We start from the raw sequence: 22,041 nt of genomic DNA on the forward strand, positions 1-22,041 counted from the left end.
GAGAAGGACTGTCATTTTTGTTTCAGGCTGACGCTTTATCTGCTTCTTCTTGTGCTTTCAATTCTTCACCATACGAAACGCGGTCTTGAATGCGAACGAACGGAAGGTAAACCGCAACGGCCATGGCAATCGTTGCAATCTGTAAGAGCGCAGCACGCCATCCGCCAATCAAGAATCCAGAGATGACCGGAGGTGTCGTCCATGGTACTTGAAGCGCGTTGAACGGCTCCACCCAACCCCAAAGGATGGCGAAGTACACCATGAATGAAGCGATGGCCGGCACGATAACGAATGGGACGAACATAATCGGGTTGAAGACGATCGGCATCCCGAAGATGACCGGCTCATTGATGTTGAAGATACTTGGTGCAAGTGACAACTTCCCGAGCTGCTTCAAGTGTGCCGAGCGTGCAACGATTAAGACGGCAATGATGAAGCCGATTGTGATTCCTGAACCACCGAGTTTCGTGAACACGTCGAGGAACTGGATTGTAACGATTTTTGCGTTTTCGCCAGCGACGAGCGTACCACCTGCATCGAGGATGGCTTGGTTTTGAAGCGCGTTCGCTGTGAGAAGCGGTCCCATAATTCCAATGAGGATCGCGGCACCGTGAATCCCACACCACCACATGACGGACATGAGCACCATGATGATGACGGCTCCAGCAAGTGTATCTGTCAAGTTTTGAAGTGGTGCTTGAAGCACATCATAGATGACTTCTGTGAACGTACGCTCTGCAACCGCTTGGAAAATCGCGAACGTCGCAACGGCGAGCGAGATGATCGCCAAACCAGGAACAAGTGCAGAGAATGAGTTCGATACGCCTGGTGGGACACCGTCCGGCATTTTAATACTGATCCCGCGTTTGATGAACTGCGAGTAAATAAATCCGACTGCTAGTCCGACGATGATAGCAGCGAGGACACCTTGTCCACCTGTCCATACTTTTGGAATGACGCCACCGACGAATTCGCCAGACTCAGACAAGACAGAAGCTTGCGTGATGATGAGGAACGAGATGATCCCGAGAATACCGGCAGGCACTCCTTCGATCTTTTCGTTTTTGACGTATGAGTAAGCGATTCCAAAAACACCAATCAAAGCAAGAATGTCAAACGTCGCGCCGACGACTTGCGTGAGCGGGAGTGACCAGTCTGCTCCGAATAGACCTGACATGAAGTCGGCCCAACCTGGAATCGGTAACGCCAGGATGAGAAGGAACAGCGATCCGATGATGGTCATCGGCATCGTGAGGATGAACCCGTCCTTAATCGCAAGGACGGGCTTGGCATTCGCGAAGCGAACAAAAGCAGGGGTGAACTTTTCAAATACTCTTTCTAAGCGGCTCATAGGGGAACCTCCTTATAGGTCTTCAGCGCGCGTGGCGATGATCTCTTTATACCAGTGGAACGACTGTTTCTTCTTCCGTGCGAGACCGTTGTTGTGGTCGACGTAGATGAAGCCGTATTGTTTCTTATAACCGTTCAACCAACTGAGCAGGTCGATTGCGGACCAAGCATAGTAACCGGCAACGTTGATGCCTTGTTGAACAGCGTGTTTGACTGCACGAAGGTGTCCTTCGATAAATTCGATACGTGGCGTGTCCATGATCTCACCATCGACGATCGGGTCGACATCACCGAGACCGTTCTCTGTGATATAGATCTTGACGTCGCCGTAACGATCTTTCAGCATATGCATCCCAGCGAGGAACGCTTCCGGTGAGATTTCCCAATCCCACTTCGTATACACTTTGTCATCCATCTTGACCGTCTTGTAGACGCCATCGAATGACGGATTACCCGGGCGACCTGTCGAGTTCTCACGTCCACCAGCCATGACGAGCGCCGAGTCATTTTTCATGACGCGCTGCGGGCTGTAGTAGTTGAGACCGATAAAGTCGTTCATCGGAGCGGTCCGTTTCAAGACGTCGAGTTCTTCCTCCGTCATGTCAGGGAGAAGACCTTGTTCATGTAAACCGTTCACGACGTACTCTGGGTATTCACCTTTCAAGATCGGGTCATAGAACCAATGTGTCGCATAAGCGTTTGCGTGCATTTCAGCAAACTTGTTCTCTTCTGCGTCATCGATACTGAACGCTGGGTTGAACACGTGTGTGATTCCGATTTCGCCAGTGTGACCGTTTTGTTTGAAGAGCTCGACGGCACGGGCGTGAGCGACGAAGACGTTATGTGTCGTTTGGAAATAGCCTTTGACGTCACCTTCGATACCTGGTGGATGCGCGCCTGTTAAGTATCCAAGTGAGCAGAAGATGACCGCTTCGTTGAACGTGATCCAGTGGTTGACACGGTCACCGAACGATTGGAAGCAAGTATCCGCGAACCGGACGAATGCGTCAACCGTCTCTTTGTTCTTCCAGCCGCCTTTTTCTTCAAGTGCTTGTGGGAGGTCCCAATGGTAGAGCGTGACGAATGGGACGATGTCATGTTTCAAACATTCATCGATCAAGTTGTTGTAAAACTCGAGTCCTTTTTCGTTCACTTCACCCGTACCGTTCGGGAATACGCGTGGCCATGAGATCGAGAAGCGATATGATTCGAGTCCCATCTCCGCCATGAGCGCGATGTCTTCTTTATAACGATGGTAATGGTCGACTGCGACGTCGCCGTTTGTGTTTTCAAATGTCTTACCAGGAATTTTCGAGAAGACGTCCCAGTTCGAGAGGCCTTTCCCGTCCTCGTTCCATGCGCCTTCGACCTGATAAGAGGCCGAAGCAGCGCCGAACAAGAAATCTTTAGGCATTTTCAAAGTCATCACCTCGGTTTATTTATTTACAAGTTTCAATGAGTGGTCTAATACTTTCGCGCCGTTCATCATGCCGTAGTCGACTGTGTTGATGACGTCGATTGGAACACCTTTTGGTTCGCAGATTTGCTTCCCTTTTGAAAGGAGGTACTTCACTTGTGGTCCGAGAAGTGCAACGTCGATGTTGTCAACGTATGTTTCCATCTCTGATTCTGGGTAAGCTGCGATTTCAGCTTCGATGCCACGTTCAGAGGCAACCGCTTTCATTTTTTCTACTAACATACTTGTTGACATACCTGCCGCACAGAAGAGTCCGATTTTAATCATTATTGATCCATTCCTTTCATTTCGTTGATTTCGTTTTGCATGTTCATCATATATCCAAGCATTTCTTTGACGAGAATCGTGTTCATCAAGTGATCTTGCGCGTGCACCATGAGGACACCGACCGATGCCGATTTACCTTGTGCTTCGAGCGTGACGAATTTCGTTTGAATCGCATGTGCTTCTTTTAATGTCGCGTCACCAGCAACGACTGCTGCCTCTGCTTCTTCTTTTTTTCCTTCTTGCATGAGGAGCATCGCTTGATGATAGCTCGCTTTGGCGTCACCCGAGAGGGCGATGAGACCGAAAATATCTTCCGGTGAGATGTCAATTGTTTCCGAAACCATAATATCTCTCCTTTTGTATGGATAACTTAAATTCATAGGTACAAATATTTTCTACAAGATGATAGTAGCACGAAAGCGTTTTCGTGTAAACCCTTACTTTTAAAAAAATGCATGAAAAAACACGCGCGAGAAAAAGCATCTCTCGGGCGCGTTTAGGACTTGATGTTCGAGACTTTTAGCATTTTGACATGTTTAAAATGGTGGATGGAACGAGAAACGTCGAAGATTTGTCCGTTCGTCAAATAGACGGTATTATCGACGATCAAGGCCGGGTCGTTCTCGTTCAGGTCAAGCAGGTCGGCAGATTCTGAATCTAAAAAATCTGCATAAATGACACGGTCGGCAAATCCGATGGCGAGTTTTTGATCGCTTCGTAAATACGTATAAATCGACTTTTGGACGATATTCTCATCCAAGTAGATGACGAGCTCTTTTCGGAAGTATGAATCCTCTACCGAGAACGGGTGGTCATCAACGAGACGTAGGCGCTTCACGAAGTAGACAGGTGTGCCGATTGGGCACTTCATCCGTTCGGCGACTTCATCGTTCGCCACTGTCTGTTCGAAGTGTAAGACGCGTGTCTCGACTTTTCGACCGCTGAAGTCACTTGTGAGACCTTGGAGCTTTTCTAAATTGATGTAATCGCTATTGTAATGGTCACGGACGAAGACGCCGCTCCCTTGAACTTGATAGACGTATCCTTTGTTGACGAGGATCTCGATTGCTTTTCGGACCGTGTTACGGCTGACGCCATATTTATTGGCATACTCATCCTCGGTCAATAATTTATTCGTATGTTGGTAGACGTGATTGACGATGTCCGCTTCAATCTGACTTGCAACTTGCTTGTACTTCGGAGACATACAGTTCTACACCTTTCAAAAAATTTGTGGGAATGAATTTGGTAACAGTATAGCAGATAACCTTTGTAAGCGGATACGTTTCGTTCGTCAATTGTTGAAAAAAGTCGAACGATTCAATGCTAGAATATTCGGAAAATGTGAAACAATATAAGAAATTATACGTATAAGAGAGATAGATGCTTTATAGAAAGGGTGTTTATTAAGTGAACAATCAAAGTCGATTTGTACAAGAGGATACATGGTGGAAGTCACCACTTCGAATAAAATATACCTCGTTTGCGTTCATACTCATGGCGCTTGCTGTGTCGTACTTCGAAGGAAATGTATGGCTGACAGTTCCACTCATTGTTGGCGGAATCGCAATGATTGGGCTAGACGTTAGCAAGTATCAGAAACACCGTACGCATGTAAGCGAAAAAATCAAAGTGAAATCTCTTAAATGGGAGCTCATATATGATTTAGTGGATTCTGCAATTCTTATTGTAATAACCGTGACGCTCCTTTTTATGAAAATTGACGCGTTGACAATTTTTGTTGTTCTCACCTTGTGGATGGTGTTCGGTCAAACTTTCCAAAGACAATTTGGAGAACGCATGCCTTCGGTGGATCAATCCGAGAAACAACGGTTGAAGAGATGAATGAACGCATAACGAAAGAAAAAGCATGGAAACGTTTATTCGACCAATGGATCTTCGGGCTTTTTGGAACATTTGCAGTACTGATGTTACCCATCAGTTTATGGACGGATGATTTTACGTGGGGCGTCCTGTATATCGCCTGTACACTCATTCCACTGAACATCTTATACGTGAAGCGATATCAGATGCGCCTAGGATTTCAACCAGAGTTGAAAGGATTATATCGTCGTCAACTTGCTCGGGACGGGATCAACAGTGTTGCCTTTTCCCTTGCGTTGAATCATCAATTCTTATTTACCTCAAATGTGGCGTATGTGTGTGTCACGGTGTTCATCGGTGGTGCGATGCTATGGACGTTGAACGTTAATAAACAAACGAAACAACAAGATGTAGAGAATATCATCCTAAACAAGGAGGCGATATAGGTGGCGCAAGACGTAAAGTGGATTCAACGGATGCGAGATTATGCCGTACCTGTCTTGATTCTGTATGTCACGGCCGTCATTGTCGCTCTCTTATTAGAGAAAATGTGGTTGATTCCCATTATCGGGTCGGTCTCTATACTGATCGTTGTAATGGGCTATAAAGAAATGCGTATCATGTGGCGAATGACTGAGCATCCGAAAGTGCAACGAATTCTCATTTTTCAATACGTATTCGAATGGGTGGATGCCGTTTTGTTAACGACACTCATGGTGACGCTGTTGACAGCAGAAGATTTTGGACTCAAGATTGGCCTCTTTTTTGGGATATGGGGAGTATTAAGCCCGTTCCGCCAGAAGTGGTTCACAAAGCAACTTAAACAAATCGATCCGGAATTACCGACGTATGAGGAAGTGATTGAAGGGAGGGTCTCACATGAATCATCAAGTTGAACTTACAGTAGCGCATGCCAAACAATTTGATCGGTTCTTTGGCTGGCCGGTACTCGTCATATTCCTGATCTCGTTCATCGTGATGTTACGGACACAGGCGACATGGGTCATTCCCGTCATGTTGATCATATCCATGGGTCTTGCTTATAAAGGATTCATGGAATATCGAGTCATTCGCCATTTTGCCGAACATCAAAACGTCGTACGGGTGTTACGATATCGACTCGTTGATTGTTGGATTAGTGCCGTCTCTTTATTTGTGCTGTTCATCCCGATGTATGTAAACGAAGATGCCTTCATCCTGACCGGTGGGATCGTCGCCCTTTGGGGGTTGACGAAATCGTATCGAGAGAAGAAGTGGGAAGAGCGAATCCATGCGCATCAGTCAGGATTACCAACGTATGAAGCGATACTAGAAAGCGAGGGAGCCATATGGAACCATCACCAAAAGTAAAAGCGCAAATCGACACGATTCTAAAAGTAGACCGTTTGACTAAATGGGGTGTCGGCATCATCGGGATCGGACTCGTCGTCAGTTTTTTGATTTATGCCTCGTATTGGACACTCTCAGATGGCATCGTTACAGGGACATTATATGCGGTGCTCGCTGCAATCTTATCGGGTATTTTTATTCAATATCGGATGTGGCTACGTTTCGTGACGAATCAAACAGCGCGTAACCTCTTATCATTCAAAATGATGGCACACACGCTCGCTTTGACGGGTGTCGGGATTTATGGACTCTTCTATTTCACGAGTGAAGCGACGAGCACACAATCGTTCCGTATGTTCCTCCTTTCGCAACTGACGTTTTTCGGGATTGAATACTTGGCGAAGCGGTTCGACCGCGTCATTCAATCTTATGACGAGAACTATTTGACGGATCAAGATTTAAAAGAAATTCGTGACGTCCGCGAATACGAGAAGGAGCAACGTCGTGAACAAGCGTGATCAGATGAGAGAGTTGACGGCATTTGATGAATCGGGGAAATGGACTGTGAGTATGATGAGCGGTGCTCTCGCACTCATGCTTTTCTTCGCTGTGGAGAAGGGCTGGATTTCGTTAGCGGGTGTATTGTTGATTTCGGAAATCGCAGCGTTACCTGCATGGAAAAGCGCGTGGGACCGAGAATCGATTAAGAAGCGTTATTTGAAGTCGAGAGAGGCGAAACGACTCGCGCATTGGAACTCAGTCACCGGTTTGATTGGGTATCCGTTTGTCATTGTCTTTTTATATTTCACAGTTTCAGGGCAGATTTCGACGCTTGCTTTTTTTGTAACGATTGCAGTGCTCATCCCGAGTTCTATGATGTTGCATCGATTGTATGAATGTCATATGGTTCGACTTGATGAGAACTATGTCACGGAACGTGAATTAAGAGAAGAACAAAAATGGGGGAGCGCGTGACTCACTCGAGAAAGTAGGAACATGAAGTGAGGATTGCGACATATAATATTTGGAACCATGACACGCTATGGCAAAAACGAATCGATGCGATTTGCCAAGAAGTAAAACGAATCAACGCGGACGTGATTGCCTTTCAAGAAGTCCGTTCTTACGAAGAAGGTAGTGTGGCTCATGACATTGCGAAAGCGACGGGTTATCCGTTCTGCGTCTTTTATCCTTACCCCGACTCACCGGACGATGGACTCGCTTTTTTGAGTAAAGTCCCTTTTTCTTCAGTTGAAGCGATTTGGGAAGAAGATGTGGAAGAGTCAAGCTTTTGTGCGACTCGAGTGACGCTTACGTTCGGCGGTCAGGAATGGGGCATCACGAATGTGCATCTGAACTGGTGCTCTTCTTCGATTCGAGAACGCCAGATGTTAGCGGTGCGAGGCTGGTTAAGTAAAGGACGCCAAAAATCGGTCGAGGTGTTATGTGGGGATTTCAATGACAATTCTCAATCCTCTATCTATCATGATTTATCGGATGCGGGATGGCTGGACGTGACGACGTTTGTTGGCGAAGAGGCACGCCCGACATTAGACGTAAAGCACAATCCATATTTGCAATCTTCCCATCTCGAGCAGCCTGAACGATATGATTGGATTCTGTTACGTTCGGAATGTAGTGGACTCGAGGTTCGGCATATCGATATATTCGGCGACACGCGGACGAGTAGGGATGTTGTACCGAGTGATCACTACGGTGTGATGGTCGACTTTACCGTGAAATAATGAGGAGGATGTGCTGTTGCGCATCCTCCTTTTACTTGAACAATCGAGCAATGAACGTTGCACATGCAACAAAGGGAAGGACGAGAAGAAGTCCGAGCCATTGATCTCGCCAAACGACGAACCAGAAAGCGGCTTGTAGACAAAGGATGCCGACTGCCGCAAACATCACGAATAAAAGTGCTTTCTTGCGGGTGGAGCGGTCTTCCCACCATTCTTTGAAGTAAGGGAAACTGCAGAGAAAAGCCATAGCCATAAAGAAAATCGCAGGAAACAACATGACATCCCCTAACGTGCTATTGCCTTCAAATTCGAGCCACCTGGATAAGACGGATAAAAATATGCCAATCAATAGGAAGATTCCACCCATGTGTTTCACCTCATTTCTGTTCTCGTTACTTGTATCATGCCCGTTCTCTCCCTACTCAAAAACCTGATGGATTGATGGCTTTTTAGTGAAAGTGGTGACTTTTACGTGAACGATAAAAAAAACTAAGTGACAACTTTCAAGAATACTCTATCCAACAGGCCCTCTACTCGATAACATGAAAGCGTATCTGGAGAAACGGCTGGATATGAGATAGAAGCGCCAGAACTCTACGGAGTTGACGAGGACGAAGGTAATCGAGATTTCGGCGGATGCCTTCCAGTCGCGTGTCACGACTGAGAGAGTCTTGTTAAAATGTTCGGGTGACCGGACGGACAAAGCGAGACTTGATGACATCACTCTAAAAAGCCCGTTTCCTTTTTCGAGAAATCGAAGAATAGAGGAGATTTTTGTATGTGTGGAATCGTAGGGATGATTGGACAAGTTGGAACGAAAGAGATTTTATTGAAAGGTCTCGAAAAGCTCGAGTATCGCGGCTATGACTCGGCAGGGATTGCCTTAGTCGGTGAGGGCGTTCGTACGTTCAGAGAAGTGGGGCGAATCCAGGCACTGCGTGACATCGTACCGGCTGACGCCGAAGGAACAATCGGAATCGGCCATACGCGTTGGGCGACACACGGGGTACCGAGCGTACCGAACGCCCACCCGCACCAGAGTACGACAGGGCGCTTCACGCTCGTCCATAACGGTGTGATTGAGAACGATGAACAATTGAAAGAGACGCTCGATGCCCCGTTCCTCTCAGAAACGGACACGGAAGTCATCGTCTTGCTCATGGAGAAGCACTTCGTCGAGCTCGGCGACGTCGAGGCGGCGTTCCGCAAGACGCTCGCTGACCTCCACGGCTCGTACGCGATCGCGATGATCGACTCAGAGGACCAGAATCGCCTCTATATCGGCAAGAACAAATCGCCGCTCCTCGTCGGACTCGGGGACGGCACGTTCAACGTCGTCGCATCGGACGCGATGGCGATGCTCCAGGTGACGGACCAGTATCTCGAGCTCCACGACGGTGAGATCGTCATCCTCACACGTGAATCGGCGACGATCAAGACGCTCGACGGCGACGTGCTCGAACGCAAACCTTACACGGCCGAGATCGACACATCAGACATCGAGAAGGGCACGTACGCGCACTACATGTTGAAGGAGATGGACGAGCAACCGGCCGTCATCCGCAACATCATCCAGCACTACCAGAACGAGAACGGTGACATCGAACTCACGGAAGGCGTGCGTGAACTCGTCTCAGAAGCGGACCGGATCTATATCGTCGCATGTGGGACGAGCTATAACGCCGGACTCGTCGGGAAAGACATTTTGGAACGCATCGCCGGCATTCCGACAGAAGTGCACGTTTCTTCTGAATTCGGCTACAATATGCCGCTCTTAAGTGAACGTCCGTTATTCGTCTTCTTATCACAATCCGGTGAGACAGCGGACAGCCGTGCCGTCCTCGTCGAAGTGAAGAAACGCGGATACAAAGCACTTACCATGACGAATGTACCGGGATCGACGCTCTCACGCGAAGCGAACGAGACGATGCTCCTTCATGCCGGACCGGAGATTGCCGTCGCGTCGACAAAAGCATACACGGCACAGATTGCAGTCCTCGCGATTCTCGCGTACGACATCGCCCGTGCAACAGGTAAAGAGTTACCGTTTGACCTGATGCCAGAGCTCGCCCGTGTCGCGACCATTATGGACTCGGTCATGGCACAAAAAGAATTGTTCGAAGACCTCGCGGAACGTTATTTGAAAACGACACCGAACACGTTCTTCATCGGGCGTGGGCTCGATGCGTCCGTCTGTCTCGAAGGGGCGCTCAAAGTAAAAGAAATCTCGTATATCCAAGCGGAGGGGTACCCGGGTGGGGAACTGAAGCACGGATCAATCGCCTTGATTGAAGACGGGACACCGGTCATCGCGCTCATCTCGCAACCGAAGACGAACTTGAATATTCGTGGGAACGTCAAAGAAGTCGTCGCCCGTGGTGCGAACGCCTGTATCATTTCTATGCAAGGTGTTGAACATGAAAACGATGACTTCATCTTGCCACACGTCGAGCCACTCTTAGCACCACTCATCAACGTTTTACCGGTTCAGTTGATGGCATATTATGCTGCACTCGCCCGCGGGTGTGACGTCGATAAGCCACGTAACTTGGCGAAGTCGGTGACGGTGGAATAAACTGATTATAGCGTAAGGCACCTTTCCTTGTGAAAGGTGCTTTTTACTGCTTGCCGATATCTTTGCCAATGAGCAAAATAGTAGAATAAGTAAGCGGTTCCAACTTATGATTAGATTAAGATAAGCGACGAAAGAAGGGCTGACATGAACGTATACATTGCTTGCCATAGCGGATTTGTGACGAGTGCGATGGCAGCGAAGTTATTTGCGCAGGCGAGCGAGGGACGCTTGCCTTGTACGATTACGCACGGAACGATTCAAAACATCCCGAACGAGGTGGATTTGATTCTCTATCAGGAAGGGGCGATCCCGGTCACTCATCCAACTGCCTGTGTCCGGTCAGTCCAACAACTCTTGTCGCTCGAGGAATACCGACTACTTGTCGAAGAATGGATGGATGAGCATGAAACATGAGTGGAGCGCACGAGAACGCTCGATCTTGTTACACTTATTGGCAACCGAGACATCGACACCACTCGCCGAAATCGCGCAGGCGGTGAATTTGTCTGAGCGCACGGTTCAACGGGAACGACAATTACTTGAAGGCATCTTAAAAGAATTCGAACTCGAACTCGCTTGGCAACGTGGTCATGGACTGAGCCTTGTCGGCAAGCCGTCTGCGAAACAACAATTACGAGAAGACTTGATTTTATCTGCAGAAGCGATCCCCACGAGTGAGGACCGCTTATTTGAACTGGCGTGGCGTCTCTTGTTCGAGAACGATACGCTCAAATTACAGGCAGTCGCCAAGCAGATGCACGTCTCTCCGAGCACGTTGACGCAAGACTTAGAGAAATTGGACAGATGGTTCGAAGAGTATCATTTAGAAGTCGAACGGAAAAAAGGAGTCGGGGCTAGAGTGCTCGGCTATGAGTCAGAGAAACGTAAGCTACTCATCAACGCTCTGCTTGCCCACTGGGATACACTCGCCTTTTATCGCTTCGTCCGCGGGGAAGACGACTATGTTCCAGCCTTTTTGAAGACGGTGCCATGTGAGGCAATGCTCGAGGGACTTCGGGACGGCTATGATTATTTGAAGTCCCGCTCGTTTGAACGGATGGATGACCGCACCATCATGCGGGTCACGTTCGCTTATGGGGTACAACAGGCGCGATTAGATTCCGAGTTCTTTTTAGAGATGTACACGAAAGGGCGGTCCGAGGACTATTTGAAAGTCGCCACCGATATGGAAGAAGCGCTCGGGATGACATTCTCGATGGCGGAACGTGTCTGGTTCGCAGAGGAAGCAAACCGTCTACGCTCGATTAAAGATCAAATGAAAGAAGATGAAGAGGAACGATGGATCATGCAGATTCGGGTGCATAAATTGATTCATCACGTTTCACTCATCTATGGGTTCACATTTACGGATGACGCGGCTCTCGAACGAGGACTGCTCTCGCATATCTTGTCGAGTATGAATACGCAAGCGCTACCGGAGACGGGTACGGTCAAGCCTCATATCGACCGCGACTATCCGGGACTTCGTTCGGCGATTCAACAGGCTGCCGACATCGTCTTTGGGACGAATGCGTTCTCCGAAGAAGAGACGGTCTTTTGGGCGATGCATTTCGCGGCAGCACTGGTCAAACCGGTGCGTCGTCGCGAATATCGGGCACTCGTCGTCTGTTCGGCTGGACTCGGTTCGTCGAAGATGCTCGTCAACCGCGTGCGTCAAGAGTTTCCAGAGATGCAAGACGTCGCCAACTCGTCTCTTTTTGGTTTAGAACAACATCGACTTGAAGAATATGATGTCATCTTGTCGACAGTTCCGTTACCGCCACTATCGGTACCGACGCTAATCGTCAATCCGCTTTTGACGAGTGAAGAAGTGCAACGCGTCCGTCGTCTCTTACTGTCATTACCGCAATCCTTTCAGACGCTCGCGACGAAGCCGAGGTCAACGATGCTTGATTTTACCGAGCTCGGCGAACTTGTCGAAACGTTCGAGCGGATGGATCATCAGTTTGATTTGGTCACACTCAACAATACGGACCGTTTAGAAGATATCTTGCTTGATATCGGTACGCACTTAGAAGAACGTGTCCTCGTACAAAGTGGGATTCAGCTGTCCGCGCAGCTCCTGCGTCGTCACGAAGTCGCGGGTCTTGGAGTGCCGGGTACGAAACTGGCGTTGTTCCACGGACGACATGCCTCGATTGAGAAGGCGAGTGTGTTTGCGTTTGATTTAACGACATCCATCCCGCTCCTTATGATGGATCAGTCGACCGAACCCGTGACACGTCTTCTTGTATTGCTTGCACCGGAAGAAGCACGTGACGTCGAGCTTCAGTTCTTAAGTGCGATCAGTGGGTCACTCATTGAGAGTGAGGAACATATGCGCCTCTATAGCACGGGAACGAAAGAAGATGTTCGTTTGCTCCTGCACGAATGCATGAAAAAAATGATTCATGAGACATTGTACGAAAAATGACCGAACCATGGTCATTTTTTTGTTTGGCACAAAATGTTGCCAAAGTGTGAACTGGATTGAATTGAGAAAGCGCTTACCAAAGGCATACAATATGGGTGTAGAGCACAAACCGGTTAGCTACACTACACATTCAACCTTTCACATTTAAACGACTGGAGGTTTTATACATGGCGAATACGCAAGCGAGCTCGGGCGGGGTCCGAGTCAAAGTTCAACGATTCGGTAGTTTCCTCAGTGGGATGGTCATGCCGAACATCGGTGCCTTCATTGCCTGGGGGATTATCACAGCACTCTTTATTCCAACAGGATGGTGGCCAAACGAAAACTTAGCAGAACTTGTTGGTCCAACGATCACCTATCTCTTACCATTACTCATCGGTTTCACAGGTGGTAAATTACTTCACGACGTACGAGGTGGTGTCGTCGGGGCACTCGCCACAATGGGGGTCATCGTCGGGACAGACATTCCGATGTTCCTCGGTGCGATGATCATGGGTCCACTCGGTGGTTATGTCATCCGCCAAGTCGACCGTGCCCTTGAAGGCAAAGTCAAAGCAGGATTTGAAATGCTCGTCAACAACTTCTCGGTTGGGATCATCGGTGGACTCCTCATGCTTGGAGGATTTGAAATCTTCGGTCCGATTATGAGCGCCCTTGATAAAGTGATGGCGGCAGGTGTTGACTGGATCGTCGGAGCGAAATTGCTTCCGGTCGCGAGTCTGTTCATCGAACCAGCAAAAGTGCTCTTCTTGAACAACGCTATCAACCATGGAATCTTGAGCCCGCTCGGTGTCGATCAAGTCGCAGACGCAGGAAAGTCAGTTCTCTTCTTACTTGAAGCTAACCCAGGACCAGGTCTTGGATTACTTCTCGCCTATATGTTCTTCGCCAAAGGTGCAGCGAAACGTACGGCACCAGGTGCAGCGATCATTCACTTCCTCGGTGGGATTCACGAGATTTACTTCCCATATGTGTTGATGAAGCCAGTCTTGATTCTTGCGATGATCGCAGGGGGCGCAACAGGGATCTTCACGTTCGTACTCTTTGATGTCGGTCTCGTCGCACCGGCTTCACCAGGTAGTATCTTCGCGATTCTCGCGATGGCGTCACGCGGTTCGTACGTCGGACTCGTGGCAGGGGTTCTCTTATCGGCAGCGGTCACATTCGCGGTGGCGAGTGTCATCTTGAAATCAAGTGCAGCAGAGGAAGTATCACTCGAAGAAGCGACACAAAACGTGAGTACGATGAAAGGCAAACAGTCTTACGCATCTGCTCTCGTGACAGATCGCCTTGATAAAGTCGATCACATCATCTTCGCATGTGACGCTGGGATGGGATCAAGTGCCATGGGGGCCTCGGTTCTCCGGAACAAGGTAAACAAAGCGAACCTGCCGATCAAAGTGACGAACACATCGATCAGCAACTTGCCGAAAGATGCTCAGTTTGTCATCACACATGAAGATTTAACGGAGCGTGCGGAAGCGCAGGCACCGAATGCAATTCATCGTTCGGTCACAAACTTCTTAAATGCCGATTACTATGATCAATTGGTAGAAGAAATTAAAGAAGAACGTAGTAAAATTTCTTGAAATCAGAACAGATAGAGACACGGTTTAGCCATTAGGAGGAAATAAAAATGCCATTCATTCAAACAGAGATGATTCGACTTAACCAAACATTCGCAACGACAGAGGAAGCGATCACAGCAGCCGGAGCCGTCTTACAAGACGCCGGTTGCGTGACGCCGGAGTATGTAGAAGCGATGCATGAACGTCAAGCGATCGCAAACGTCTATATCGGAAATCATGTCGCCATTCCACACGGTACAGAAGCAGCGAAATCAGCGGTTCAGAAGACGGGAATTTCGTTCCTGCAAGTGCCGGACGGTGTCGACTTTGGTGGTCAAACGGCCAAACTCGTCATCGGGATTGCAGGCGTGAATGATGAACATTTAGAGCTCCTTTCGCAAATCGCGATTCTCTGCTCGGACGAAAGAAATGTGGAGCGCCTTGTTCAGGCAAAAACAAAAGAAGAAATCTTGGCTCTCTTTATGGAAGAGGTGGCGTAAATGAAAGCTGTTCATTTTGGAGCAGGGAATATCGGACGAGGTTTTATCGGATTGTTGCTCAATCAAAGTGGTTACGACGTAACGTTTGTCGACATTAATGATACGGTCATCGAAGCGCTTGAAGCAAAACGTCACTATGAGGTCGGATTCGCAGAAGATGGCGTCGAGCGTATCGTCGTCGATCGGGTTCGCGGTGTCAACAGTTTGAAAGAACCGGCTCGTGTCGCGGCTTTGATCGCAGAAGCGGATCTCGTGACGACGGCTGTCGGACCGTCACTCCTCTCAAAAGTGGCACCCTTGATCAGTGAAGGACTTCGTGCTCGTGAAGTCGAGGATGCACCGGTTTATGTCATCGCATGTGAGAACATGATTGGCGGTAGCGCCATTCTCCGTCAAGAAGTAGAGACATGTGGCGGTGTCGGGGAAGCGAATGTCTTCTTCCCGAACGCGGCTGTCGACCGCATCGTTCCCCTTCAACAACATAAGGACCCGCTTTACGTGGAAGTGGAAACATTCCACGAATGGGTCATCGAGACACAAGGGCTCAATGAAAAATTACCAATTAACGGAGTGACATGGGTCGAGGAAATCGGACCGTATATCGAACGGAAGCTCTTCACGGTCAATACGGGACACGCCATCGCCTCTTATATCGGCTCGTTGTTCGGGAAGGCGACGATTGACGAGGCGCTACAAGATCGTCGCGTCCGTCAAGTCGTTCAAGGTGCTTTGTATGAGACAGGCTGGTTATTGCTTGAGAAATACGGGTTCGAGGCCAAAGAGCATAGCCAATATATTCAAAAGATTATCAAGCGTTTTGAAAACCCGAAATTGAAGGATGAAGTGTCACGGGTGGCCCGTTCGCCGATTCGTAAACTTGGACCGAGCGACCGCCTCGTCAAGCCAGCGCGTGAGTTGATGGATAACGGAATTGAACCGAACGAACTCGCTTATGGGATTGCAGCGGCCCTTCATTACTATAACCCGGAGGATTCGGAATCGTCTGAGCTGAATTTGTCGATCGAGGAGCACGGTATCTCCTCAACGATTGAAAAATACCTTCAACTCAATGAAGGAGATACACTGACACAATTGATTCTCGATCAATACCATTTGATTCGGGAAGAAGAAAAAGAACGCGTTTCGTAACCAAAAACTGCTCCTGTCGATTTGACAGGAGCAGTTTATTAGCGTTTCCCGAACTCGAGATATGTGGTCGTTTCTTTTACGTGAAACGGAACGTCTGTCTCAGACAACGGACGACTGAAATAGTACCCTTGCACATAATCGCATGATTCCTTCAGTAACCATTCGAGTTGAGCGGATGTTTCAACGCCCTCCATCAAAACCTTCATTCCAAGATTATGACCGAGTTGAATCATCGAGCGCACGATAGCCTCTTGGTTCCGGTCGGTAAACAGATTCACGATGAACGCCCGATCAATTTTCAGCACTTGCACGGGCAGTTCTCGAAGTTGACTGAACGAGGAATGGCCAGTACCAAAATCGTCAAGTGAAATGAGAATTCCGAGTTGATGTAACTGTGTCAATTTCTCACGGGTCGAGGCCTCGTATGAGAGCATCGACGACTCTGTCACTTCCAACTCGAGAAACATCGGGTCCATCCCCGTTTCTAACAAAATAGACTGAAGTGTATCGACAAAGTCTTCACGCGCAAATTGAAGCGGTGAGACGTTGAGGGATAACGTAAATGGACGAATTCCGGTTCGTTGCCAGCGCACCCAGGTGCGACATCCTTCTCGAATCACCCAGTGACCAATCGAATGAATCAACCCCGTGTTTTCTGCAATCGGGATGAAGTCAGATGGCGCAATCGTCCCGATTTGTGGATGTTGCCATCGGAGTAACGCTTCCACACCTTCTAGTCGATTCTGTTTTAAATCGATTTTTGGTTGATAAACGAGTGTGAGTTCATCTTGATTTAATGCGGTGACAAGCGCTTTTTCAATCTCGATATTGTATAAGATTTGAGGTCGCGAGGACTCTTCAAACGACTTGATATTGTTCTCTCCGTCCCGTCTTGATTCGTCAGCGGCAAGACGAGCAAATTGAATTAATTCTTCTGGAGAAGAGCTATCCTTAGGGAAATGACTGATTCCTGCACTCATCGTCAATTCAAGTGTCGTTCCATCTACGTCAAAAGTAGATGAGATCGCCTTTAAACACTTTTCTGCTTTTTGATGAGCGAGTGAGCTTCGTTGCGCGAATAGCAATATGATAAATTCGGATGGCCCGATTCGCGTCAGTACATCATCCGGGTGAATCGTATGTTTCAGACGATTGGCGACTTGAAGGATTAATTCTTCAGCTCCATGATGACCGAGAATGTCACTCAAAAAACGCCAGCGGTTGACGTCGATGTATAAGCAGGAGACCGAACGCTCTTGTAAGATGCTCTCCTGAAGGAGCGAGTCGAGTTTGTAGCGATTCGGTAAATCGGTCAACGCATCATGGAACGCCATATGTTCAATCATGCGCTGTGAAGCGACCGTTTTGGTCACATCGCGTATAAACCAAAGTACTTGATTGTTCGTACCATCTTGAAGTGGGTAAGACGTCACTTCTAACGTGCGGTGATTCGTCTCAATTTGTACCGGCTGATAAAAATGTTGTTGAGCCGATATTAGAGGGTGGTAATCCTGAAAAAAGGGTTCAGGGGCGCATCCTTCGAATAAGTGAGCGAACGCTTGATTTTGATAGCGGATTTCACCGTCACTCGTCGTCGTTACTACGGCATCCGTCGTCGACTCTAAAATCGTTTTTTGAAAAAGGTCACGCTTTTGAATTTGTCGGTCTAACGTATAAGCAATAAAATATGTCCCGAATAAGAGAAACACGATGCTTGTGACGAGCCACGCTAGCAAAGTGGGGTCAATCGGGATCCGACTCACAGGTGAAGCATCGGGGGTAATGATTGTTGCCCTCATCCTGGCGATATGCATACTGAAAATGGCTGTTCCCATCATGAGTGAGAACATTAGCTTCACAGGAAAGGTCGTGCGCTTTGTGGAGTATGAAGAAAAGAAACCTACCCACAGGGAGAGGTAGGAAGCGCTCCATGCAATTCCGATGGATAATAAAACCCATGAGGGGTCGAGATCCAATTGAACGCCTTGTATGGCAGCCATTCCGATGTAATGCATGCTGACAATCCCGAATCCCATCAGACCGGATGACTGCAGTAGTGTCATCCATGTCTTGTTGCGGGAAACCAAGCCGAACGACAGAATGCACCCGGCAATCGCCGGAACCATCGACCCGATAATGACCCAGGTGGAATACGTGCTATCGTGTAGAGAAGCATGCCCAAGCATGGCCACAAAATGCATGGACCAGATACCGAGACCTAAGGTAGTGCCGCCAAATAAAAGCCAAACGCGATGGGACGAGGTAGATTCTCCTGTGACTCGTTTCGCCAATTCGAGTGCCATAAAGGCAGAAACACTGGCAATAATGAAGGCGAGAAACATCAAAAAACCATTATGACTCATTGTCTGAGTGCTGATTTGTTCCATAATATCGATACCTCGTAGGATTATTTATTGTATGTTCACTTCATTATATGCGGAACAACACAGATTACATATAAAATTATTTAAATTAAATAACGGGTATTAAGTTGCTGAAGGGGGCCGACTATGTATAAAAATAAATATATCAACTTTTTCTTGTTCATCGCATTCGGCTATTCATGGGTTATATGGACGACACTGTATTGGTGGACGGATTTATCGATTACGTTCATCGTCATCTTAGGAGCATTCGGGCCGAGTATTTCAGGCTTTCTCACGATGTATCGACTTCGTGGTGGGGCGGGGGTGAAGCATCTCCTTCGAAATAGTATCCAGTTCAAGATGAGTTGGAAAACGTATATGATTCCACTTTTATTAGTACCGTTTTTATTTCTCGTTGCCTATTGGTGGACGGACCGGAGCGGTGCGTTAATCGTTCGCAAACCGTGGTGGATTGTCCCTTATTTTCTATATATGTTGTTTCTAGGTGGGACACTGCAGGAAGAGTATGGATGGCGCGGCTATTTGCTTGACGCGTTGCAGTCAAGGCTGTCTCCGCTTTTGGCCAGTCTGACACTAGGAGTCATTTGGACGCTTTGGCACACCCCTCTTTTCTTCATGGCTGGAACTGGGCAGATGAACTTGTCATTTTGGGCATATGGATTAGCCGTGATCGCCTACACGATTCTCATCACGTGGGTATACAATGGTTCGTCACGCAATCTGTGGTCTGCCTTTCTTATGCATACGATGTTTAACGTTATGCTCGTCATGGTCGGGTTCGATGTGGAAGATGGCTATCCAATTGGATTTATTCATTTGACGATTACATTATGGACCGTTGTGATTTTAGTCATTTGGAAAACGTACGGAAAATTGAATTATGAACCGCTCGAAGAAATGATTCCAACTTACCCGAGTGTTACGCATCGGATTCGCGAGGGTAAAGAGTAGAACAAAAATAGAAAAGGAAGTGGACGTCTTGAAACTCCGCGCACTCGAACAATCAGACGTAAAGCCCTTGCAACGCTTATTGATGGATAGTTTGAGTGATTTGATGCGACGAGAGCGTTTTGAAGATGCCGATTTGCTTGATGAAGAAGTGGCGCGTCTGAATACGACCATTCAAGATCACTTTGATGACGATTTCGTGCAACTGTATGTTGTCGATCAAGATGGTGTGATTGTGGGCGTAGGAGCATTATTGCCACCCAACGATATCATTTCGGGACATCTCGAGGTCGAGCGCGATGCCATTGAACTAGGGAGTGTCTATATATCACCGCATATGCAGCGACTTGGCGTCGGGCAATTTTTGCTAGAAGCGATGAAACTAGAGATCTTCGCTAGAAAGCAACACGTCTTTTATTTAGATGCGGGTTTTCCGAGCGCGCAAGCGTATTGGCAAAAACGATTAGGCGCACCCTCTCTCATTCTCGAACATTATTGGGGACCGGACGCATCACATATGATTTGGCGAGTGGACATCAAAAAGAGAACTTAGCTCTCGGGCTAAGTTCTCTTTTTAGTAGTACGAACGCATAAATTGATGAATGCCGGATGCGGTCGCTTCGGCCATTCGTTGACGATACGTCGTATTCGTCAAATAAGAACGGTCGCTTGAGTTACTGATAAATCCGTATTCCACAAGGGTAGAAGGCGAAACATTTCGTCCGACCACGTAAACGTTCTGATACTTGACTCCGCGGTTTTGGATTGTGGAGATACGCGATGCAATCTCTTTGTTGATAGAGGACCCTAGGCTACGACTCGCTGAGATGTAAGGATTGGTCGTATAACTGTCTGACGTCGGTACGAGTACTTCGTGTCCGTGGGCCGTGTTGTAAACAGAAGAATTCGCATGAAGACTGACAAAGATGTCCCCTTTATAGGACTTATTTAGTGACACACGTTGCTCCAGTGAGAGATACGTATCAGTTGAACGTGTGAATTTGACGTTGTAGTCATATGTGCTCGACAAGACGCCCGCAAGGCGTTTTGCGATATCAAGTGCAATCACTTTTTCATAAACGGATCCGTAAACGGCTCCGGGGTCATTTCCACCATGTCCTGCATCGATGACAACGGTTTTTCCGGTTCCATCTGTATCGGTTGGTGTCGTGACAGTCGTTGGTTTTAGATACTCGGATGCCACATAGCCCGTTTTACCGTTATACGTCACTTTATACCACGAGTCGTATCGACTCACATATTTGACGACCGATCCGGCAGGAATTACGGTCAAGACATCGCTCCAAGAAGCTGCGCTAAGTCGCATATTCAAATTCACTGTTGTTTCGTAATATGAAGAGGGTGTCACCGGAGTTGTTGTCGTCGTTAAATAGTCAGAGGCAACGTATCCGGTTTTGCCATTGAACGTCACTTTATACCAAGAACCATAGCGGCTGACGTATTTGACGGTTGCGCCAGACGGGATCGTGGTAACGACGTCACTCCAAGAAGCGGCGGTGAGGCGCATGTTCAAATTAGCTGTCGTTTTATAGTAGTCCGACGGCGGAATAGGAGCACTTGTAGGTGTTAAGTAGGCAGAGGCGACGTAACCGATTTTGCCATTAAACGTTACTTTATACCACGAACCGTAGCGACTGACATATTTAACGGTTGCGTCAGCCGGGATCAAGGTGACGACATCGCTCCAAGAGGCAGCGGTGAGGCGCATGTTTAATCGATCTGTCGTCTTATAATAAGAAGCAGTATTGGATACCGTAACGTATTGAGAAGAAACATAACCTGTTTTGCCTCCATAACTGACTTTATACCACGAACCGTATGTACTGATGTAAGTGACACTCGAACCGGACGGGATTGTTAAAAGAACAGGGCTCCACGTTGCAGCACTTAAACGAAGATTTAAGTTGGCAGTTGTGGTGTAAGTCGAGGCGGCCTCAGCGACAGTCGACTTGATTCCAAAAGAATCGAGTTGGAATGGGGCGATGATTGCCCCGGTTAGTGCAAGTGAAGAACTTAATAATAGCTTTAAGCTCCATGATGATTTTAATCCATTCAATGTTCAAACTCCTCTATTCAATAAACTAGCGACAATGACGGCATATGAGAGTATATCTGAGTTGTCTTTGTTTATTATATAAGTAAAAAGTAAAAAATGGAGAGAAATATATAATTCATTTACCTTTTTCTTAAAATAAAAAAGACGCACGAGGCGTCTTTGAAAAATATGATTATACGATGCGTGGCATGCTCTCATTATTGATTTTTTCTGGAATTTCAACTTGAACAATGCGTGGTCTTTCCTCAGCATTAATAATAATCGGTTCTTCGATTTTAACAATGCGTGGTCTTTCTTCTGCAAATGGTTTAAAAGAACTTCCGAGTAAAATGACTGCAGTTGCGATAAAGAAAAATCCAGCTAACTTTTTCATGTTTAATTCCTCCGTTGTATAATGATTTATATAGAAAA

Annotated in this window: 24 protein-coding genes; 15 read left to right on the plus strand and 9 right to left on the minus strand. The window is 47.6% G+C overall.

Going from position 1 to position 22,041, the window contains the following annotated elements; all coding sequences use genetic code 11:
- Window positions 1–22: 22 nt before the first annotated feature.
- From KNO98_RS13270 to KNO98_RS13290, 5 genes are all read right to left on the minus strand, one after another.
- Window positions 23–1,351 (minus strand): PTS sugar transporter subunit IIC, encoded by a 1,329-nt coding sequence (locus KNO98_RS13270; protein ID WP_214701308.1) that lies wholly within the window; start codon window positions 1,349–1,351, stop codon window positions 23–25.
- Window positions 1,352–1,363: 12 nt separating this feature from the next.
- The gene (locus KNO98_RS13275) at window positions 1,364–2,770 is read right to left on the minus strand and encodes a GH1 family beta-glucosidase (RefSeq protein ID WP_214701309.1); all 1,407 of its coding nucleotides are present in this window, start codon (window positions 2,768–2,770) and stop codon (window positions 1,364–1,366) included.
- A 15-nt stretch (window positions 2,771–2,785) separates the two neighbouring features.
- On the minus strand, window positions 2,786–3,094 hold the full coding sequence (locus KNO98_RS13280; RefSeq protein WP_015880671.1) for a PTS sugar transporter subunit IIB: 309 nt from the start codon (window positions 3,092–3,094) through the stop codon (window positions 2,786–2,788).
- On the minus strand, window positions 3,094–3,438 hold the full coding sequence (locus tag KNO98_RS13285) for a PTS lactose/cellobiose transporter subunit IIA (RefSeq protein WP_214701310.1): 345 nt from the start codon (window positions 3,436–3,438) through the stop codon (window positions 3,094–3,096). The genes KNO98_RS13280 and KNO98_RS13285 overlap by 1 nt, the downstream gene beginning before the upstream one ends.
- A gap of 152 nt (window positions 3,439–3,590) precedes the next feature.
- Complete coding sequence (locus KNO98_RS13290; protein ID WP_015880673.1) at window positions 3,591–4,301, minus strand: GntR family transcriptional regulator; 711 nt, start codon at window positions 4,299–4,301, stop codon at window positions 3,591–3,593.
- Between the two features lie 203 nt (window positions 4,302–4,504).
- Between KNO98_RS13290 and KNO98_RS13295 the strand changes: the two genes are divergently transcribed.
- Genes KNO98_RS13295 through KNO98_RS13325 form a run of 7 tightly spaced genes read left to right on the plus strand, consistent with a single transcriptional unit; the run spans window position 4,505 to window position 7,992 of the window.
- Entirely contained in the window at window positions 4,505–4,939 is a 435-nt protein-coding gene (locus tag KNO98_RS13295) for a hypothetical protein (protein ID WP_214701311.1), read from the plus strand.
- The gene (locus tag KNO98_RS13300) at window positions 4,936–5,364 is read left to right on the plus strand and encodes a hypothetical protein (RefSeq protein WP_214701312.1); all 429 of its coding nucleotides are present in this window, start codon (window positions 4,936–4,938) and stop codon (window positions 5,362–5,364) included. Before KNO98_RS13295 ends, KNO98_RS13300 begins: the two co-directional genes overlap by 4 nt.
- The gene (locus KNO98_RS13305; RefSeq protein WP_214701314.1) at window positions 5,365–5,814 is read left to right on the plus strand and encodes a hypothetical protein; all 450 of its coding nucleotides are present in this window, start codon (window positions 5,365–5,367) and stop codon (window positions 5,812–5,814) included.
- Entirely contained in the window at window positions 5,798–6,268 is a 471-nt protein-coding gene (locus KNO98_RS13310; RefSeq protein WP_026824372.1) for a hypothetical protein, read from the plus strand. The genes KNO98_RS13305 and KNO98_RS13310 overlap by 17 nt, the downstream gene beginning before the upstream one ends.
- On the plus strand, window positions 6,247–6,765 hold the full coding sequence (locus KNO98_RS13315; RefSeq protein ID WP_214701315.1) for a hypothetical protein: 519 nt from the start codon (window positions 6,247–6,249) through the stop codon (window positions 6,763–6,765). The genes KNO98_RS13310 and KNO98_RS13315 overlap by 22 nt, the downstream gene beginning before the upstream one ends.
- On the plus strand, window positions 6,752–7,222 hold the full coding sequence (locus tag KNO98_RS13320) for a hypothetical protein (protein WP_214701316.1): 471 nt from the start codon (window positions 6,752–6,754) through the stop codon (window positions 7,220–7,222). The genes KNO98_RS13315 and KNO98_RS13320 overlap by 14 nt, the downstream gene beginning before the upstream one ends.
- A 26-nt stretch (window positions 7,223–7,248) precedes the next feature.
- On the plus strand, window positions 7,249–7,992 hold the full coding sequence (locus KNO98_RS13325; protein WP_214701317.1) for an endonuclease/exonuclease/phosphatase family protein: 744 nt from the start codon (window positions 7,249–7,251) through the stop codon (window positions 7,990–7,992).
- Between the two features lie 31 nt (window positions 7,993–8,023).
- Here the strand turns inward: KNO98_RS13325 and KNO98_RS13330 are convergent, their stop codons facing one another.
- Window positions 8,024–8,359, minus strand: a complete 336-nt coding sequence (locus KNO98_RS13330; RefSeq protein WP_214701318.1) for a hypothetical protein — start codon at window positions 8,357–8,359, stop codon at window positions 8,024–8,026.
- 411 nt (window positions 8,360–8,770) lie between these two features.
- On the opposite strand from KNO98_RS13330, the gene glmS reads away from it, so the two are divergent.
- From glmS to KNO98_RS13360, 6 genes are all read left to right on the plus strand, one after another.
- The gene (glmS, locus tag KNO98_RS13335; protein ID WP_214701319.1) at window positions 8,771–10,567 is read left to right on the plus strand and encodes a glutamine--fructose-6-phosphate transaminase (isomerizing); all 1,797 of its coding nucleotides are present in this window, start codon (window positions 8,771–8,773) and stop codon (window positions 10,565–10,567) included.
- 144 nt (window positions 10,568–10,711) lie between these two features.
- Complete coding sequence (locus KNO98_RS13340; protein WP_214701320.1) at window positions 10,712–10,981, plus strand: PTS sugar transporter subunit IIB; 270 nt, start codon at window positions 10,712–10,714, stop codon at window positions 10,979–10,981.
- Window positions 10,971–13,001 carry a BglG family transcription antiterminator gene (locus tag KNO98_RS13345; RefSeq protein WP_214701322.1) on the plus strand — a complete coding sequence of 677 codons (2,031 nt, stop codon included), beginning with the start codon at window positions 10,971–10,973 and terminating at the stop codon, window positions 12,999–13,001. Before KNO98_RS13340 ends, KNO98_RS13345 begins: the two co-directional genes overlap by 11 nt.
- 167 nt (window positions 13,002–13,168) lie before the next feature.
- Window positions 13,169–14,590 (plus strand): PTS mannitol transporter subunit IIBC, encoded by a 1,422-nt coding sequence (locus tag KNO98_RS13350; protein ID WP_214701323.1) that lies wholly within the window; start codon window positions 13,169–13,171, stop codon window positions 14,588–14,590.
- Window positions 14,591–14,637: 47 nt separating this feature from the next.
- Window positions 14,638–15,069 (plus strand): PTS mannitol transporter subunit IIA, encoded by a 432-nt coding sequence (locus tag KNO98_RS13355; protein ID WP_214701324.1) that lies wholly within the window; start codon window positions 14,638–14,640, stop codon window positions 15,067–15,069.
- Window positions 15,070–16,218, plus strand: a complete 1,149-nt coding sequence (locus KNO98_RS13360) for a mannitol-1-phosphate 5-dehydrogenase (RefSeq protein WP_214701325.1) — start codon at window positions 15,070–15,072, stop codon at window positions 16,216–16,218.
- A gap of 38 nt (window positions 16,219–16,256) precedes the next feature.
- On the opposite strand, the gene KNO98_RS13365 is transcribed toward KNO98_RS13360, so the two are convergent.
- Window positions 16,257–18,605, minus strand: coding sequence for a bifunctional diguanylate cyclase/phosphodiesterase (locus tag KNO98_RS13365; protein WP_214701326.1), 2,349 nt, complete (start codon window positions 18,603–18,605; stop codon window positions 16,257–16,259).
- 123 nt (window positions 18,606–18,728) lie between these two features.
- Here KNO98_RS13365 and KNO98_RS13370 point away from each other — a divergent pair, with 123 nt between their 5' ends.
- Window positions 18,729–19,556: a type II CAAX endopeptidase family protein gene (locus KNO98_RS13370; RefSeq protein WP_214701327.1), complete on the plus strand. Its 828-nt coding sequence runs from the start codon at window positions 18,729–18,731 to the stop codon at window positions 19,554–19,556.
- A 19-nt stretch (window positions 19,557–19,575) separates the two neighbouring features.
- Window positions 19,576–20,106 (plus strand): GNAT family N-acetyltransferase, encoded by a 531-nt coding sequence (locus KNO98_RS13375; RefSeq protein ID WP_371742818.1) that lies wholly within the window; start codon window positions 19,576–19,578, stop codon window positions 20,104–20,106.
- A gap of 21 nt (window positions 20,107–20,127) precedes the next feature.
- Here the strand turns inward: KNO98_RS13375 and KNO98_RS13380 are convergent, their stop codons facing one another.
- On the minus strand, window positions 20,128–21,630 hold the full coding sequence (locus KNO98_RS13380) for an N-acetylmuramoyl-L-alanine amidase family protein (protein WP_214701330.1): 1,503 nt from the start codon (window positions 21,628–21,630) through the stop codon (window positions 20,128–20,130).
- A 172-nt stretch (window positions 21,631–21,802) separates the two neighbouring features.
- The gene (locus tag KNO98_RS13385) at window positions 21,803–22,003 is read right to left on the minus strand and encodes a hypothetical protein (protein ID WP_026824359.1); all 201 of its coding nucleotides are present in this window, start codon (window positions 22,001–22,003) and stop codon (window positions 21,803–21,805) included.
- Between the last annotated feature and the right edge of the window lie 38 nt (window positions 22,004–22,041).

The sequence above is a fragment of the Exiguobacterium sp. s57 genome, assembly GCF_018617685.1.
Classification (GTDB): Bacteria; Bacillota; Bacilli; order Exiguobacteriales; family Exiguobacteriaceae; genus Exiguobacterium; species Exiguobacterium marinum.

Excerpts from the sequence above, each read along its gene's own strand:
- KNO98_RS13365 (WP_214701326.1), bottom strand. The coding sequence starts at position 18,605 with ATGGAACAAATCAGCACTCAGACAATGAGTCATAATGGTTTTTTGATG.
- KNO98_RS13385 (WP_026824359.1), bottom strand. The coding sequence starts at position 22,003 with ATGAAAAAGTTAGCTGGATTTTTCTTTATCGCAACTGCAGTCATTTTA.
- KNO98_RS13345 (WP_214701322.1), top strand. The coding sequence starts at position 10,971 with ATGAAACATGAGTGGAGCGCACGAGAACGCTCGATCTTGTTACACTTA.
- KNO98_RS13270 (WP_214701308.1), bottom strand. The coding sequence starts at position 1,351 with ATGAGCCGCTTAGAAAGAGTATTTGAAAAGTTCACCCCTGCTTTTGTT.
- glmS (WP_214701319.1), top strand. The coding sequence starts at position 8,771 with ATGTGTGGAATCGTAGGGATGATTGGACAAGTTGGAACGAAAGAGATT.
- KNO98_RS13280 (WP_015880671.1), bottom strand. The coding sequence starts at position 3,094 with ATGATTAAAATCGGACTCTTCTGTGCGGCAGGTATGTCAACAAGTATG.
- KNO98_RS13340 (WP_214701320.1), top strand. The coding sequence starts at position 10,712 with ATGAACGTATACATTGCTTGCCATAGCGGATTTGTGACGAGTGCGATG.
- KNO98_RS13290 (WP_015880673.1), bottom strand. The coding sequence starts at position 4,301 with ATGTCTCCGAAGTACAAGCAAGTTGCAAGTCAGATTGAAGCGGACATC.
- KNO98_RS13285 (WP_214701310.1), bottom strand. The coding sequence starts at position 3,438 with ATGGTTTCGGAAACAATTGACATCTCACCGGAAGATATTTTCGGTCTC.
- KNO98_RS13360 (WP_214701325.1), top strand. The coding sequence starts at position 15,070 with ATGAAAGCTGTTCATTTTGGAGCAGGGAATATCGGACGAGGTTTTATC.
- KNO98_RS13330 (WP_214701318.1), bottom strand. The coding sequence starts at position 8,359 with ATGGGTGGAATCTTCCTATTGATTGGCATATTTTTATCCGTCTTATCC.
- KNO98_RS13350 (WP_214701323.1), top strand. The coding sequence starts at position 13,169 with ATGGCGAATACGCAAGCGAGCTCGGGCGGGGTCCGAGTCAAAGTTCAA.
- KNO98_RS13315 (WP_214701315.1), top strand. The coding sequence starts at position 6,247 with ATGGAACCATCACCAAAAGTAAAAGCGCAAATCGACACGATTCTAAAA.
- KNO98_RS13370 (WP_214701327.1), top strand. The coding sequence starts at position 18,729 with ATGTATAAAAATAAATATATCAACTTTTTCTTGTTCATCGCATTCGGC.
- KNO98_RS13310 (WP_026824372.1), top strand. The coding sequence starts at position 5,798 with ATGAATCATCAAGTTGAACTTACAGTAGCGCATGCCAAACAATTTGAT.
- KNO98_RS13300 (WP_214701312.1), top strand. The coding sequence starts at position 4,936 with ATGAATGAACGCATAACGAAAGAAAAAGCATGGAAACGTTTATTCGAC.
- KNO98_RS13355 (WP_214701324.1), top strand. The coding sequence starts at position 14,638 with ATGCCATTCATTCAAACAGAGATGATTCGACTTAACCAAACATTCGCA.